Genomic DNA, 13,859 nt, shown 5'->3' with positions numbered 1-13,859 from the left:
GGACCGCGGCCCCACCGCCGCCGACGGCCCGGGGCGCAGGCGGCGGACCGGCCGGTGCCGGCCCGGCCTCGGGCTCCGGAGCCGGCGCCTGGGCGGCCGGGACCGGGGTGACCTGCTGGATCGTCATACGACGACGCTAGGGACGGGCCGGAACCGGGGGGTGACGGCCGGGGAAACGGGTGATGTCCCGGCGGTTGCGACCCGGCGTGCCGGGCGCGGATACGGTCAGAGGCGGGCCGCCCGTGCCGCCGGCGCCTCCGCACGGATCAGGGACCTGACCATCCGGCAGGTCGTGTTCGATGGCGGGCGCACGCCGATCCGGTCCGCGACCCGGCGTATCCTGCGGTTGGTCGCCTGCTCGGGCCGGTACGCGCCGCTGTGGAGCAAGGCGATGGCGAGGCGCATGGCCTTCAGCCGGCGGTTGTGGGACTCGTACCACTCACGGGGGTGCCCGGCGGGCAGACGCTTCTTGGGCAGCGTCTCGAGGGTGCACGGATCGGTGAGTGGTGCTGCTGCTGCGGCCATCGGCGTCCTCCTGACGAAGGGGTCGGGCGACCTCTTCACTACCCCTCCATTCTACTGCCGGGCACTGACAATCGCCCCAGCTCAGACGGGATTTGACGGGGTGCGGACGGTATCCTGGGCGGCATGGAGATCTGGATCAACCCCGCCTGTTCGAAGTGCCGCTCGGCCGTCGGCCTGCTCGACGAGGCGGGCGCCGAGTACACCGTCCGCCGCTACCTCGACGACGTCCCCGACGAGGACGAGATCCGGGCCGTGCTCGGCCGGCTCGGGCTGGAGCCGTGGGACATCACGCGCACCGGGGAGGCCGAGGCCAAGGAGCTCGGCGTCAAGGACTGGCCGCGGGACGCCGCCGCCCGCGACCGCTGGATCGCCGCCCTGGCCGGGCACCCGAAGCTGATCCAGCGGCCGATCATCACGGCGGACGACGGCACCGCCGTGGTGGGCCGCACCGACGAGGCGGTACGGGAGGCGCTGTCCCGGTCGGACGGCTGACCGCCGGAGCCGGCCGCTCCACGTCTCCTCCCCGCCGCCCTCCCGATGGCCGGAACCCGCCGGTACCCCGCCGACCGGGAGGGGCTTCAATAGGGGCTTTCCCCCACGGGACCCCCCATGAAGAAACGAGGAGCAGACATGCCGCTGCGCAAGGCGACGATCCAGGAGCACGTGGGACGTGCGGTGGTCGAGGCCAACCCCTACGACCGGCCGGTGGTCACGGTCTACGGCATCAGCGGACCCAGCCCGCTGGCCATGGCCTTCCTGTCGAGCATATGGATCTTCTTCGTGGACACCTACTTCGTCACCTTCACGCAGCAGGCCCTGCTCTTCCACCGCGCCGGCAAGTTCAGCAGCCGCCCCAAGGAACTGGTCTTCGCCCTGCCGCACGACCAGGCCCGGCAGATGGTGAGCGACGTGCGGATGGGCACCCTGTGGAGCTCGTTCCGCTTCTGGATGCCGGGCCGGGAGAAGCCGACGCGCATCAACGTCAACCGCGCCTGGCGGAACGAGCTCGACCACCTGCTGCGGACGCTCGCCTCCCCGCAGCCCATGGGGCCCACGGGGTACTGATCCCCGGGATCCCGGGCCCGGTCAGCGCGGCGTCAGCGACGGCCGGGCGTTGAGGACGGCGGGATCGCTCCCGCTCGCCCGCCGGTAGGTGTCGGTGATGCGGGCGTAATGCTCGGCGCTCCGTCCGGCGTCGTCCGGGACGCCCTTGACCGCCTGGTTCATGGCCCGGTTGGCGTGGACGACGGCGGCCGTCGCCTCCCGCCTCTCGGCGGCGTAACGGGCCAGCACGGCCGGTACGTCGTCGGCCCCCGCCAGTGCGTGGGCGAGCACGCGGGCGTCGACGACGGCCTGGGAGGCGCCGTTGGCCCCCACTGGGTACATGGGGTGCGCGGCGTCGCCGAGCAGGGTGACCCGGCCGCGCCCCCAGGACGGCAGCGGCTCCCGGTCGACCATCGGGTACTCCAGGATCCGTTCGGCCCCGGCCAGCAGCCCCGGCACGTCCAGGAAGCCGAGCTCCCAGTGCGCGTAGCGGGGGAGCAGGTCCGCGAGCCGGCCCGGGCGGTTCCAGCCGGCCTCCTCGTCCAGCGGGCCGGGCGGGGCCTCCCGGACCAGGCAGACCCAGTTGATCCGGTCGCGGCCGATCGGATACGCGATGAACTCGGCGTCCCCGTCCCGGACGAGGACCGCCGACCGCCCGGTGAGGAACGGCTTCCCCGTCGTCACCCCGCGCCACATCCGGACCCCCGACCACAACAGGGGCCCGCCGTCCGGGTGCAGCAGACCGCGGACGGCCGAGTGCAGCCCGTCCGCCCCGACCAGCGCGCCGGCCTCCGCGGTCCGGTGCTTCCCGGTCGCCCGGTCGAGGAGCCGGGCCCGGACGGCCGACCCGGTGTCGGTGACGCCCTCCAGGCGCGTCCCGGTGCGGACGGCGTCCGGACCCAGCCGGTCGCGCACCGCGGCCAGCAGCATCAGCTGGAGCTCGCCGCGGTGGACCGAGTACTGCGGCCAGTTGTAGCCCTGGGCGACGCCGCGCGGCTCGGAGAACAGGACGGTGCCGTCGCGGTCGCAGTACACGTTCTCGGAGGTCGGCACGCCGATGGCGGCCAGGTCGTCCCCGAGCCCCAGCTCGGTGAGTTCGCGGACCGCGTGCGGCAGGAGGTTGATGCCCACGCCCAGCGGGCGGATCTCCCGGACGCTCTCCACGACGGCCGCGTCGATCCCCGCGGCGTGCAGGCTCAGGGCGGTGGTCAGACCGCCGATGCCGGCTCCGGCGACGAGCACGCTCATCGGCCGGCCTTCGACTCGGGCCGGTCGATGATCCGCAGCCAGGTCCCGTCCGGCTCGCGCCGGACGACCTGCACCCTGCCGCCCGTGTCGTCGGAGGACCGGGTCGAGGTGAGGGCCAGATCGGCCCCGTACCGGACCGTCGGCAGCGGCGGCTCGGGCACGAACGGCAGCTCGGCGTGGAGCAGGAGCTGCTCGCAGACGGCGCGGATCGCCTCCCGGCCGACCGTCGTGCTGCCGGGCGGGAACGCGAGGACGGCGTCCGGCGCGTAGAGCGCGGCCATCCCCTCGGCGTCGCGGGCGTTGGTCCGCTCCACGAACAGGCGGGTCAAGTCCTCGGGGGTGGCGGCGCGTTCACGGGTTCCGTCGGTCATGGCACTGCTCCTTCGTCTGGTCTTCTCTGGCCGTGGAACCAGCCTCCTCCGCGCCGCACCAGAAGTCCAAGACATGACAAGTCTGACTGCTAGCATCACCGGTTATGGAACTGCGGCAGCTCGAGTACTTCGTGACGGTGGTGGAGGAGCGCAACTTCACCCGGGCCGCCGAGCGGGTGCGGGTCGCCCAGCCCGGCGTCAGCGCACAGATCCGCAAGCTGGAACGCGAGCTCGGGCAGGAACTGCTGGACCGCTCGGGGCGGTCCGTGGCGCTCACCGAGGTCGGCGCCGCCTTCCTGCCCCACGCGCGCGCCGCGCTCGCCGCCGTCGAACGGGCCCGGCTCGTCGTCGACGAGATGGCCGGACTGCTCCGGGGCCGGGTCGCCGTCGGCACGGTGACCTCGCACAACGCCGACCTGCCCGGTCTGCTCGCGGGCTTCCACCAGGAGCATCCCGCGGTCGAGATCACCCTGGCCGAGGACACGACGGACCAGCTGGTCGACGGCCTCCGCGGCGGGCGCTTCGACGCGGCCATCATCAGCGTGGGACGCGACGCCCCGGCCGGCCTCTCCCTGCACGTCCTGGAGGACCAGGCGATCGTCGCCGCGGTCGCCCCCGGCCACGAACTCGCCGTCCACCCGGTCATCTCCCTCGACACCCTGCGCGACCGGCCGCTGATCAGCCTGCCGCGCGGCACCGGGCTCCGGGCCCGGCTCGACGAGGCGTGCGCGGCGGCCGGCTTCCGGCCGCGCATCGCCCTGGAGGCCGGCGATCCCGGCACGCTCGCCGAACTCGCCGCGCATGGCCTCGGGGCGGCCATCCTTCCCGACGAGTTCGCCGCTTCCCGGGCGCCGTCGTTGATTTCGGTGGCCATCGATCCGCCGGCCCTGCGGGGCCGACTCGCCTTCGCCTGGCGGACGGACGGGCCCACCAGCCCGGCGGGGCGGGCGCTGATCGCGCGGGCGCGAGGGGTGTTGCCCGGGCCGGGAGGGAGCCCGGCCCCTACCCCGGAGGGGGGCACCCCCACTTCGCCGCTTCCTGGAGGCCAACCGGAATACGCCCGAAACATGCCGTAGGAGTCTGACCTCAGACTGTTCCTGGTCAGAAGGTGCGGCGTTGGCTGGGACGTCGGCGACTTCGTCGTGGTCATAGGCGGTGCGGACGCCGGAGATGGACATTGCGGATGCGTCGACGAGGTCGGCGAGCTTGTAGGGGCAGGGCCGGGTGAACTCGCGTCCGTATGCGACGAGCCGGCGGATCCCGGCCTCGGCCTTGTCGCGGCGCCGGCGGGCGGTGGCGATGGCCGTCAGCAGCGGCTCGTTCTCCTCAGGGTCGGCGTCCCAGGCCGCTTCGAGGTGGAGGACGGCCTCCCGGCGGGTGGCGTCGATCTCATGACAGACGTCGTTGTAGACGTCCGGGTCGACGTCGTCGGGCTCGGGCATCGGGTGGAGGCGCCTTCAAAAAAACCAACGTTTAATGAAGATCTCCGGGCGGACCACCGGAAGGCCCCCAGGGCCTTCAAAAACTTCCTTCAACAACCCAGGTGGATCAAGAACCCCGCAGCACCGTTTTCTGACAGGATTTCGGGCGTGAGTACGCCCCTTGAGGCCGACTATCTCGAACTGCTGGCCGCCGAGCCTGCCGTCCGCACCGAGATCCGCATCGGATACGCACGCGTGTCCACCGGCGGACAGAAACTCGACCGGCAGATCGACGCCCTGAAGGCGGCCGGGTGCCGGAAGATCTTCGCGGACAAGAAGTCCGGCAAGAACGACCTCCGCCCCGAGCTCAAGGCATGCCACGCCTTCCTCGACGTCGGGGACACCCTGGTGGTCCCCACCCTCGACCGCTACGGACGGTCCCTCCAGGACGCCGCCCGTGCCCGTGCCCGCGGCAAGGTCGGCGGCCGGCCCACCGTGGTCGACGAGAAGATCCTGAACATGGCCCGGGACCTGCTGCCCAACCCCGAGCGCTCCATCAACGCGACCGCCAAGATGCTCGGCGTCTCCCCGGGCGCGCTCTACAACCACATCCCGGACCTGCGTGAGCTGCGGGCCAGCCGCATCCCCGCCCAGCTCGAAGCAGGCACGTGGTGATCCCTGGGTGCCACCGGGTCAAGGGAGGCGCCCCGCAGCTGGGCGCGAAACCGGGCGAGGAAGGCCCGTTCGGGCGTACGGTGATGACGGCACCTCCTGGAGGTCCGGCCGAGGTGAGCTCAAAAGCCGCCACGGGATGATCTCGGACGTTGGAGGCTCTGGCCCTGGGGGCCAGCGGTAATGAGAGGCACAAACCGGCGTGTGTGTCGACCCTCGTAGGTGGGACAGCATTTCCAGTCGAAACGCTTCCGGCCGAGGCTCTCCCCGCCTCACCCCGCAAGGTGGTGGTCGTTAAAACATCGACTTATTGGCTTATTTAGTACCAGGTCAAGTGTTCTCCTATTTTGGCAGCCTATTTTCTTCACCGAGGATGACGGGGTCGGTAACCGCTCGGGGAAGGTGATGTGGCATGGCGGATTGGGTGAAGGTCGCGGGCAGCCTCTCGGCCATCTCGGCAGGGTCCAGGACGACGGTGTGGGGGGTGAACTCGGCGAGTGCCGTCTACCGGTACACCAACTACGACGGCAGCCCGTGGATCAACATCCCGGGGGGCTTGAGCGACATCGGTGCCGCATCGGACGGCACGGTGTGGGGTGTCAACGCGGGCAACCAGATCTACCGGTACGCCGGAGACCAGGGCACCACGAACTGGGTCGGCATCAACGGGAGTCTGGTCCGCATCGACGCGGGGTCTCGGACGAACGTGTGGGGGGTGGACTCCGCCAATGCCATCTACCGGTACACGAACCACGACGCCAACCCGTGGATCAAGATCCCCGGTGCGCTGAGCGACATCGGCGCGGGCGCCGACGGCACCGTGTGGGGCGTCAACAGCTCCAACCAGATCTTCCGGTACACCGGAGACCAGGACAGCACGAACCCGTGGAGGGACGTCTCCGGCAGCCTCAAGCGCATCGCAGTGGGTTCCCGGACGAACGTCTGGGGCGTCGACCCCGCCGGCAGCATCTACCGTTACACCAACAACGACGCCAGCGGCACCAACCCGTGGATCAAAATCCCCGGCACCGCGACCGACATCGCCGCCGGCGCCGACGGCACCGCGTGGCACATCAACAGCGCAGGCGACATCTACCGGTACTCCGGCGACCAGCCGAGCTGATCCCTGCCCCACCACCCATGCGGGCCCCCGGCCAGGACAGGACAGGCCCGGGGGTCCGCATCGGCATCCTGGCCCGGCTGGTTGAACGCCTCCACCTTGTTCGTCGCGGCCGTCGCCGGCCGCGCAGCGGTTGCCGCATCAGGGTCATCCCGTGGCGGTCATGGACGTCTCGGTGCCCCACACGACCGGGTCGAGGGCGGAGGGGAAGGCGAGCTGGACTTCCAGGTGCTCGGTGGGCAGCCGTACGGCCCGCTGGAACCACCGGCCCCACTTCTCGTCCCCGACGCTGTAGGCGTACTCGATCCACACCGACTCGCCGGGGTAGAGGGGGAAGCGGCCCTGGGCGTTCTCGAACAGCAGCCAGACCTCTTTGAATGCGTCGCGGTCGTGCTTGGCCTCCCACCGCATCGCCTCTCCCCGGCACGTCGCGCTCGGCGCCAGTTCGTCCCAGGTGAGCGGGTGGGTGCGGTAGTGGGCGTTGGACCCCAGGGGCCCCAGCGGTCTGGACCGTCAGCCTGTCCGGCGATGGAACACAGCGCGCGCGGCTCGCTTCGGGGGTGCGGGGGCGTCGGCCCCGCAAGAAACGCGCGCCGGTCAGGGCGCGGGCGTCGCCGACAGCTCCGGCCAGAGCTCGACCACCCGCTCCGCCGCCTCCCCGAGGCCACTGGTGTCCAGCACGGCGGCGGTCTCCGCGACGTCCTCGTCCGGCCACTCCAAAACCAGCGTCACGGGTCCGTCAGAAGGCATGGCGGACAACAGAAGCCGCACCGGCCTCCGGAACTCCCCACCGGGATCCGTGCCGTACTCGCGCAGAGTGACGGGCCGTTCGCCGCCCTCCGGCACCGGCCAGGGCGCGGCGTCCACGGTGGTCACGCGGCGGCCGTCCGCCAGCCGCAGGCCCACCCGCAGCGCCCCGGCGCCGGAACCGCCGTACCAGGCGTCCCCGAACACCCCGTCCGTTCGCCTCCGCCGCCAGAAGACGTCCAGACACAGCCCGACCTCCTCGGGCCACACCTCCCAGCCCGTGAACATCACCCGCACCCGTGGCCCCTCGGCCACCTGCGCCACCCGGGGGAGCACCGTCGGCAGGTACCAGTCGGCCGGCGGGCCGTCGTCCCCGTACCGCCGCCCCGGCGGCCCCAGGTCGACGAACTCCGGCCGCTCCGCCTCCGGTTCGTCCGGCGCCACCAGATCGTCGAAGAAACCCATGGCTGTCCTCCCCGCACCCGCCCTCACGGGTACTCACACGAACGATCGTGACAGAGGGGTCTGACAATCCCCCTCCGGCACCTTCCGCCCCTTGGGCGGCACCTGCTCGGCGCGCACCGGGACGGAGCGGGGGGCGGCGAATCTGACTATCGGGAAGTGGGCAAGGAAGAAAGTCGAATTGAGGGGGGGATGGTGACCGATCCAGGAACGGGAGAGGACAGGTTCTTTCCACCGACGGAAGAACAGCTTTCGGCAGCCGGAGAAGAAACCGCCGAACGGTCGGCGGAACAGGCGGATTTCACCGTACCGCAGGAAAACCTGTCCGGGATTCCCGCGCGGATGCTGGACGCGAAGGACGAGCTCGCGGAATCCATCCGCCGGCAGGGAGCGGCCGGTGCGCGGGCCGTCGAGAGTTTCCTGTCCGACACGGGCAACGTCCAAGGCGTCGGCAGCGGCTTCGGCCGGCCGGGAGGACCGACCGAACCCGGCGCGCCCACCTTGGCCGTCTTCGTGGCGGAAGAGGCTCCGACCGATCGGGTGCGTTCCGTCCTGGTCGATGCCATGGGCGTGCAAGCGGCCGCCGACCTGCCGCTGACGGTGCACAAGAGCGGGATCATCGACGCCCAGGCGCACCGGTGCAGGATCCGGCCCGCTCCGGGTGGTGTCTCCGTCGGCCACTACAGGATCACGGCCGGGACTCTCGGCTGCCTGGCGGTGGGCCGCAGCGCGCCCCGCAATTCCCGGCTCCTGGCGCTCAGCAACAACCACGTACCGCCTGGTTCGTGGGCCAGTTCGTGGTCCAGGGCAGCAGCGGGTACTTCAGCCAAGGCGGAGACTCCGGATCCGTCGTCTGGACGTGGGACTCGCACAGGTACCCAGTGGGCCTCCTTTTCGCCGGTGGCGGTGGCTACACCATCTGCAATCCGATGCCGTGGGTGGTATCCGCGCTGGACGTCAACCTGTATACCTGACAGTGGCAGAGGCGGAGCCGATCCGTGATCGGGCTTTGCCCGGAACAAGCCCGGAGGCGTCTCCGGGCTTGTCCGCACGTGGCCGCACAAGACGGACCGGGTCACGAGCCGACGGGGGGCGACGGACGTCCGGCCGCGACAGCCCGTGCCGAGGACCGACGCATTCCGAAGGATGGCCGCCGTGAACGGTATGTGGCCCGGGGCCCCGGGCTCCCTTCCCCCCGAGGGTCCGGGGGAGGGCGCGAAACCTCCGTTCGTTCCGCCGGAGATGCCGGCGTCGCGCCTGACGGCCGTGCTGGAGCGGAACAGGGCGCGGCTGCACGAGATCGACGGTGTCCACGGCGTGTCCGAGGGAAGGACGCCCGCCGGAGACGATGCCATTCGGGTCGACGTCGAGGACGAGTCGGTCGGCGACCGGGTCCCCGGGGAGGTCGAAGGGTTCCCCGTGGTGATCGCCGTCGTGCCGGGCGGCTTCGGGAGCCTCCCGGCCTGAACCGTCGCTTCCGTGACAGCGTGCCGGACAGCCGTCGGCGAGGGCCCTGTTCCGCCCGGACGCGCCCGGCGGGTGCCGAGGGCGACCGGTGTACCGGCGCTCGGCCGGCAGCACGCCGCGCGCCCGCGCGCGTCCGAACGGACCCGCTACCGCCCGAACTCCACCGCCGCCACGTGCTCGCGCGTCGTCCGGTCCAGCAGCACCACCGACGCCGCCTCCGGCACCGGCCCGCCGCCCGGTTCCCCGGCGCCGGGCGCGGCGAGCGCGTCCAGGAGGCGCCGCAGTCCGCGCCGGTGACGGTCGAAGACGCGCGGCCGGGCCCACCGGCCGCGCGCCTCCTGCCCGGCGAGGGCGTCGGCCGCGCCCACGTCCAGGAGCACCAGGTGGAGTTCCCGGCCCCGGCGCCCGGCCTCCCGGGCGAGGAGGCGCCGGAGCCACGCGCGGCTGCCGCAGTCGTGGACCAGGAGCGGTCCGCCCGCGCGGACCGCGGACCACAGCCGGCGGGCGTGGACGAGGCGGGCCCACGGCCGGTACACCGCGTAGGGCAGGGAGTCCGGCATCACCGCGGCGCAGTCCTCGTGGGCGTCCCGCGGGTCGACGACCGAAGCGGCCCGCGACCACCGGCGGATGAGGGTGCTCTTGCCGCTGCCGGGCAGCCCCGACACGACCAGCACCGCGTCGGCGGGGTACGCCAGCAGCGCGGGGGCGCTCTCCCGCCCCCGCAGGTCCACCAGGCCCCTCGGGCGCGGCGCGGCCGCCGGCCGCCCGGGCGGCGTCGTCTCCCGTACGGCGGTCGAGGCCGGCCTGCGTATGTCGTCCACTGCTCCCACGGTCCCTTCGGTCACGAGCGCTGACGCCCGGCGTACGTACCGCCGGAGCCTCGCACAAGACGCCGGGGGAGCGCGGACGGTTGCGGGCCGCTCCCGCGCTGCTCCGCCGCCGGTCCCGCGGACGTGACCCGCGCCGCGCGCGCGTCGTTGGGCGACCGTGATCGACGACATGCCCCGAGGCGGCCCCGGCGCCGCGTGGTGGGACCGGCTGTACGAGACGGACCGCCTCGAGTACCTCGACCGCGCCGACGCGGCGGACCGGCGGCGCCGGGCGCTGCGCGGACTGGCCCGGCTGGAACGGTTGACCCTGGCCCACCGGACGTTCGGCGGGCCGGTCCTGGACCTGCTGCGGGACGTGCCGCGGCCGCGCTTCCTCGAACTCGGCGCCGGTGACGGCGGGCTGACCCGGTGGGTCCTCGACCGGCACCCGGCCGCCCGGGCGACCGTCAGCGACCTCGCGCCGGACCTCGTCGAGGCGCTGCGGGCCGGGCCGCTCGGCCGCCACGGGCGGGCCACCGTCGCACGGCTCGACGCCACCGCCATCGACGCGCCCGACGGCTCGTACGACCTCGCCGTGTTCTGCCAGTCACTCCACCACCTGCCGCCCCGGGGCGCGGCGGACCTGCTGCGCGAGGGAACCCGCGTCGCCCGGCGGCTCCTCATCGTCGACGTGTGGCGGCACCCGGCGTGCCTGGCCGCCGTCCCGCTGATGCTCCTCTGCGGCGGCTACGCCCAGGCGCACGACGGGGTCGTCAGCCTGCGCAAGGCGTACAGTCCGGCGGCGCTGCGCCACCTGGCGGGCGGCTGCGGCGCGCCCGTCGCCCTGCGCACGCGGTTCCTGCCGCCGCTCTACCTGGCGGCCGTGGCCGCCAGGCGGGCCTGAGGCGGGCGTTGCCACGGCCGGCCGTCACCCGTCGAGGGAGCGGAAGACCTTGCCGAGCAGTGCGTGCAGCCGCTCCCGCTCCCGGCCGGTCAGCGGGGCGAGGAGCTCGTCCTGGACGGCGAGCGCGTCGTCGGTCAGCCGGGCGAGTTCCGCGGCGCCGGCGGGGCTCAGGGCGACGGTGAGCCGGCGGCGGTCGCGGGGGTCGCGGGTCCGCTCGACGTGACCGAGGGCGGTCAGGTCGTCCAGCACCTTGGTCATGTCGCTGGGGTCGATCGTCAGGCGCTCGGCGAGCTCCCGCTGCGCGTGCGGGCCGAAGTCGGCGAGGGCGGCGAGCACGGCCATGTGCCACATCCGCAGGTCGCGGCCGGCCAGCCGGGCCGCGGTCCGGCCGCGGGCGCTCTTGCCGACCCGGGAGAGCAGATAGGTCGTCAGCGCGGTGAGGGTGGGGGGTGTCTCGGTCACGGTCTCGGTCGCGGTCGTCACGGTCTCGGTCACGGGATTATTGTAGGTTGCGACCCATCATTGGACAGCACCTAAGATTGAGGGGCGTCATGGACGCACTGCACCCGCGGCTGCTCGTCGGCCGGTTCGCCGAGACCTTCCGCTTCTACGCCGCCGTCCTCCCCGAACTCACCGGCGCCCGACTGGTCCAGGGCACGGAGGAAGGGCCCTACGCCCACTGGGACCTGGCCGGAGAAGGCGTGCTGATGCTGCTCGACCGGCAGGCCATGGCCCATGTCGTCGGCGGCCCGGCGGAGGCGGCGGACCCGGGGGATACAGCGGACCCGGCACCCGCCCCCACGCCGTCCGACCGGACCATGCTCGTCAGCCGCGTCCCGGACGCCGACGCCGCGTACGCCCTCTGCCTGCGCCACGGCGCCACCCCCGTCGCGGCCCCCGCCGACCGGCCGGAGTGGGGGCCGACCCTGCGCACCGCCCACGTCCGCGACCCCGAGGGCAACCTCGTCGAGCTGCAGTCCTACGACGGCTGACGCCGGCCCCGCCGGGTCAGCGGCCGGAGTTCCGGATCTCCACGCACGTCTTGCCGAGCGGCTTCCGCTCGCCCCCGACGTGCTCCCAGCCCTCGGCGCAGATCTTGGTGTGGTCCGCCACGCCCCGGCCCCAGGCCACCGAGTAGCGCAGCCTCTCGTGCCAGTGCTGCAGCGCGCTGGTGTTGTCGACGCCGCCGCCGTACAGGTGGTACTGGCCGAAGAACTTCGCGCCGGCCGGCGGGGTGACCGTCGCCCGTGCCACGTAGAGGCCGGACCCGTCGACCGTCAGACAGGTCCGTCCGGAGCAGCTGCTGCCGCCCGCCGAGGCCGACGGGACCACGGCGGCGCAGAGCGCCAGGGTGCCCACCGCGGCCACGGCCGTGCGCACGGCCCACCGTGTTCTCGCAACGACGTGTCTCATCCGTCCCGTTCCTCCCGTCGGCGTCGTTCCGCCTCGTCGGCGTCCGTCCACGCTCGCCGCTCCGGACGGCCCGGCGCAATCGAACTCCGCGAGGTTCACCCGCACGACGGGCGGATCGGGGCGGGGATCGCGGATCAGGCCGGGGATCAAGGCAGCGGGACGCGGGAGAGGAGGCAGCGCGTCGTGGTGCCGCCCGGTCCGGTGTGGGTGCGGACCAGGTCGCTCAGCGTGTGGACGAGCAGCAGCCCCCGGCCGCCCGGCCGGTCCGGCGCGGGCGGTCGGCGGCCGGCCAGCGGATCGCTGACGTGCCCGCGGTCCTGCACCTCCCACACCACGTGGCCGCCCTCGCCCCAGATCCGCACCGTCCCCGTCCCGCCGCCGTGCACCACGCTGTTGGTGGTCAGCTCGGCGACCGCCAGGGCCAGGTCGTCCCGCCGCTCCGGCGCGAGACCCAGCGCCGCCGCCCGCTTCACCACGAGGTGCCGCGCCTCGGGCAGCAGCTCGTCGTCGAAGCGGAAGGAGAGGACGCCCCCCGCGGGCGGCGGCGGCAGCGGCTGGTTGTAGGCGGCGATGATGTGGTCCGGGGCGTACGAGCCGCTGGGGCCGTTCCGGTCGCCGTCGATGATCACCGGATGGGTCGCGTAGGCGTCGGCCACCGCCCGCGGCGCCAGCCGCGAGGTGTCGTACGGACAGACGATGGTGACCCTGCGGCCCGCGAACGCGTGGTTGATCAGGGCCTCGTGCTGGACGCACGCCGGGTACTCCGTGTCGGTGCGGCCCGCCCAGATCGGCTCGCCGATGATGCGGACGTGACGGTCGGGGTGGGCGTCGGCGAAGGCCCGGAGCACCCGCGGGATGATCCGCCCGGGATTGCGGCCCGCCTCCTCCATGTCGAGGAACCGGACGCCGGCCCCGTCCGCGCCCAGCGCGTCCCGCAGCAGCTCCAGCCGGGCACGGGGCACGGCGATCGCCACCGGGTCGCCGTCCGCCAGCCCCTCGCGGACGAACGCCGTGAGCGCCGCGACGTACTCTCCGCCGTCCCGGTAGAACAACGCCGGGTGGACGAACGGCCCGGCCACGGCCGTCGGGTCGGTCACAGCGTCACCTCGATCACTGCGGGGTCGGGACCGCACGCCCGTCGCGGGTCCGCTCACCGTCCCCGCGGAGTCCGCGGGCGCGCACGGTGAGCCCGGAACGCCCCGCCCCGCCGGGAGTTCCGCCACCGTACTAGGAAGAGGTACCCACACGGCGCCTTCCCGTCCCCCGGCGGAGCTCACGCCTGTCCCCCTCGCTCTTGCCACCCCACACTCCGTACTCCTGGCGGGTCTCCAAGGCCCACCGCAAGCATTCCTCCCGCACCGGGCAGCGCGCGCAGACCGATTTGGCCCCTTCGGTCTGCGCCAGTGCCGGAGCCCCCGTGCCGATGGGGAAGAACAGGTCGGGATCCTCTTCCGTGCAGGCGGCGTACTGTCGCCAGTCCACGTCGGTACCTCCGTTCCGGGTGTTCCGGGATCGTCCCTCTCTCCACGCCTCGCCCGGAAGTCCGGAAATAACCCTGGAAGAAGGCCCTCGGATGTGCTCTCCGCTCCGGCGCGTCCGGCCCGTCGCGCGGGACCGTCCGGGCACGACGGCGCCCCTCGCCGGCCCAGGGGCCGT

Annotated in this window: 19 protein-coding genes; 9 read left to right on the top strand and 10 right to left on the bottom strand. The window is 73.0% G+C overall.

Features of this window, described 5'->3' with window-relative positions; all coding sequences use genetic code 11:
- Positions 1-225: 225 nt before the first annotated feature.
- Positions 226-525, bottom strand: coding sequence for a hypothetical protein (locus JNW98_RS25385; protein WP_223770621.1), 300 nt, complete (start codon positions 523-525; stop codon positions 226-228).
- Between the two features lie 123 nt (positions 526-648).
- Between JNW98_RS25385 and JNW98_RS25380 the strand changes: the two genes are divergently transcribed.
- On the top strand, positions 649-1,017 hold the full coding sequence (locus JNW98_RS25380) for an arsenate reductase family protein (protein ID WP_223770620.1): 369 nt from the start codon (positions 649-651) through the stop codon (positions 1,015-1,017).
- Between the two features lie 138 nt (positions 1,018-1,155).
- Entirely contained in the window at positions 1,156-1,590 is a 435-nt protein-coding gene (locus JNW98_RS25375; protein ID WP_223770619.1) for a hypothetical protein, read from the top strand.
- A gap of 21 nt (positions 1,591-1,611) precedes the next feature.
- Here JNW98_RS25375 and JNW98_RS25370 read toward each other — a convergent pair whose 3' ends face one another.
- Both JNW98_RS25370 and JNW98_RS25365 read right to left on the bottom strand, forming a co-directional pair.
- Positions 1,612-2,817, bottom strand: a complete 1,206-nt coding sequence (locus JNW98_RS25370; RefSeq protein ID WP_223770618.1) for a flavin-dependent oxidoreductase — start codon at positions 2,815-2,817, stop codon at positions 1,612-1,614.
- A complete protein-coding gene (locus JNW98_RS25365; protein WP_223770617.1) occupies positions 2,814-3,188 on the bottom strand; it encodes a YybH family protein in 375 nt (124 codons plus the stop codon). Before JNW98_RS25365 ends, JNW98_RS25370 begins: the two co-directional genes overlap by 4 nt.
- A gap of 104 nt (positions 3,189-3,292) precedes the next feature.
- Between JNW98_RS25365 and JNW98_RS25360 the strand changes: the two genes are divergently transcribed.
- From JNW98_RS25360 to JNW98_RS25350, 3 genes are all read left to right on the top strand, one after another.
- A complete protein-coding gene (locus JNW98_RS25360; protein WP_223770616.1) occupies positions 3,293-4,264 on the top strand; it encodes a LysR family transcriptional regulator in 972 nt (323 codons plus the stop codon).
- A gap of 513 nt (positions 4,265-4,777) precedes the next feature.
- Positions 4,778-5,284, top strand: coding sequence for a recombinase family protein (locus JNW98_RS25355; protein WP_223770615.1), 507 nt, complete (start codon positions 4,778-4,780; stop codon positions 5,282-5,284).
- A 409-nt stretch (positions 5,285-5,693) separates the two neighbouring features.
- Positions 5,694-6,404 (top strand): tectonin domain-containing protein, encoded by a 711-nt coding sequence (locus JNW98_RS25350; RefSeq protein ID WP_223770614.1) that lies wholly within the window; start codon positions 5,694-5,696, stop codon positions 6,402-6,404.
- A gap of 144 nt (positions 6,405-6,548) precedes the next feature.
- Here the strand turns inward: JNW98_RS25350 and JNW98_RS25345 are convergent, their stop codons facing one another.
- On the bottom strand, positions 6,549-6,812 hold the full coding sequence (locus JNW98_RS25345) for a hypothetical protein (RefSeq protein ID WP_223770613.1): 264 nt from the start codon (positions 6,810-6,812) through the stop codon (positions 6,549-6,551).
- Positions 6,813-6,998: 186 nt separating this feature from the next.
- Positions 6,999-7,613, bottom strand: a complete 615-nt coding sequence (locus JNW98_RS25340; RefSeq protein WP_223770612.1) for a hypothetical protein — start codon at positions 7,611-7,613, stop codon at positions 6,999-7,001.
- A 156-nt stretch (positions 7,614-7,769) separates the two neighbouring features.
- On the opposite strand from JNW98_RS25340, the gene JNW98_RS25335 reads away from it, so the two are divergent.
- Positions 7,770-8,612: a hypothetical protein gene (locus JNW98_RS25335; protein WP_223770611.1), complete on the top strand. Its 843-nt coding sequence runs from the start codon at positions 7,770-7,772 to the stop codon at positions 8,610-8,612.
- A 240-nt stretch (positions 8,613-8,852) separates the two neighbouring features.
- The gene (locus JNW98_RS25330; protein ID WP_223770610.1) at positions 8,853-9,077 is read left to right on the top strand and encodes a hypothetical protein; all 225 of its coding nucleotides are present in this window, start codon (positions 8,853-8,855) and stop codon (positions 9,075-9,077) included.
- A 146-nt stretch (positions 9,078-9,223) separates the two neighbouring features.
- On the opposite strand, the gene JNW98_RS25325 is transcribed toward JNW98_RS25330, so the two are convergent.
- Positions 9,224-9,898 carry an AAA family ATPase gene (locus JNW98_RS25325; protein WP_223770609.1) on the bottom strand — a complete coding sequence of 225 codons (675 nt, stop codon included), beginning with the start codon at positions 9,896-9,898 and terminating at the stop codon, positions 9,224-9,226.
- A 178-nt stretch (positions 9,899-10,076) separates the two neighbouring features.
- Between JNW98_RS25325 and JNW98_RS25320 the strand changes: the two genes are divergently transcribed.
- Positions 10,077-10,790, top strand: a complete 714-nt coding sequence (locus tag JNW98_RS25320; RefSeq protein WP_223770608.1) for a class I SAM-dependent methyltransferase — start codon at positions 10,077-10,079, stop codon at positions 10,788-10,790.
- A 24-nt stretch (positions 10,791-10,814) separates the two neighbouring features.
- Here JNW98_RS25320 and JNW98_RS25315 read toward each other — a convergent pair whose 3' ends face one another.
- A complete protein-coding gene (locus JNW98_RS25315) occupies positions 10,815-11,285 on the bottom strand; it encodes a MarR family winged helix-turn-helix transcriptional regulator (RefSeq protein ID WP_308015662.1) in 471 nt (156 codons plus the stop codon).
- Between the two features lie 56 nt (positions 11,286-11,341).
- Between JNW98_RS25315 and JNW98_RS25310 the strand changes: the two genes are divergently transcribed.
- Positions 11,342-11,782, top strand: coding sequence for a VOC family protein (locus JNW98_RS25310; RefSeq protein WP_223770607.1), 441 nt, complete (start codon positions 11,342-11,344; stop codon positions 11,780-11,782).
- A gap of 16 nt (positions 11,783-11,798) precedes the next feature.
- On the opposite strand, the gene JNW98_RS25305 is transcribed toward JNW98_RS25310, so the two are convergent.
- The 3 genes from JNW98_RS25305 to JNW98_RS25295 all read right to left on the bottom strand — a co-directional run bounded on the left by JNW98_RS25305 (position 11,799) and on the right by JNW98_RS25295 (position 13,685).
- Positions 11,799-12,203 carry a hypothetical protein gene (locus JNW98_RS25305; protein ID WP_223770606.1) on the bottom strand — a complete coding sequence of 135 codons (405 nt, stop codon included), beginning with the start codon at positions 12,201-12,203 and terminating at the stop codon, positions 11,799-11,801.
- 146 nt (positions 12,204-12,349) lie between these two features.
- Positions 12,350-13,300: an anti-sigma factor RsbA family regulatory protein gene (locus JNW98_RS25300; RefSeq protein WP_223770605.1), complete on the bottom strand. Its 951-nt coding sequence runs from the start codon at positions 13,298-13,300 to the stop codon at positions 12,350-12,352.
- 130 nt (positions 13,301-13,430) lie between these two features.
- The gene (locus JNW98_RS25295) at positions 13,431-13,685 is read right to left on the bottom strand and encodes a WhiB family transcriptional regulator (protein WP_223770604.1); all 255 of its coding nucleotides are present in this window, start codon (positions 13,683-13,685) and stop codon (positions 13,431-13,433) included.
- Positions 13,686-13,859: the final 174 nt, after the last annotated feature.

The organism is Streptomyces huiliensis, from assembly GCF_020037025.1.
Taxonomy (GTDB): domain Bacteria; phylum Actinomycetota; class Actinomycetes; order Streptomycetales; family Streptomycetaceae; genus Streptomyces; species Streptomyces huiliensis.
This window is presented reverse-complemented; position numbering and strand designations above follow the sequence as displayed.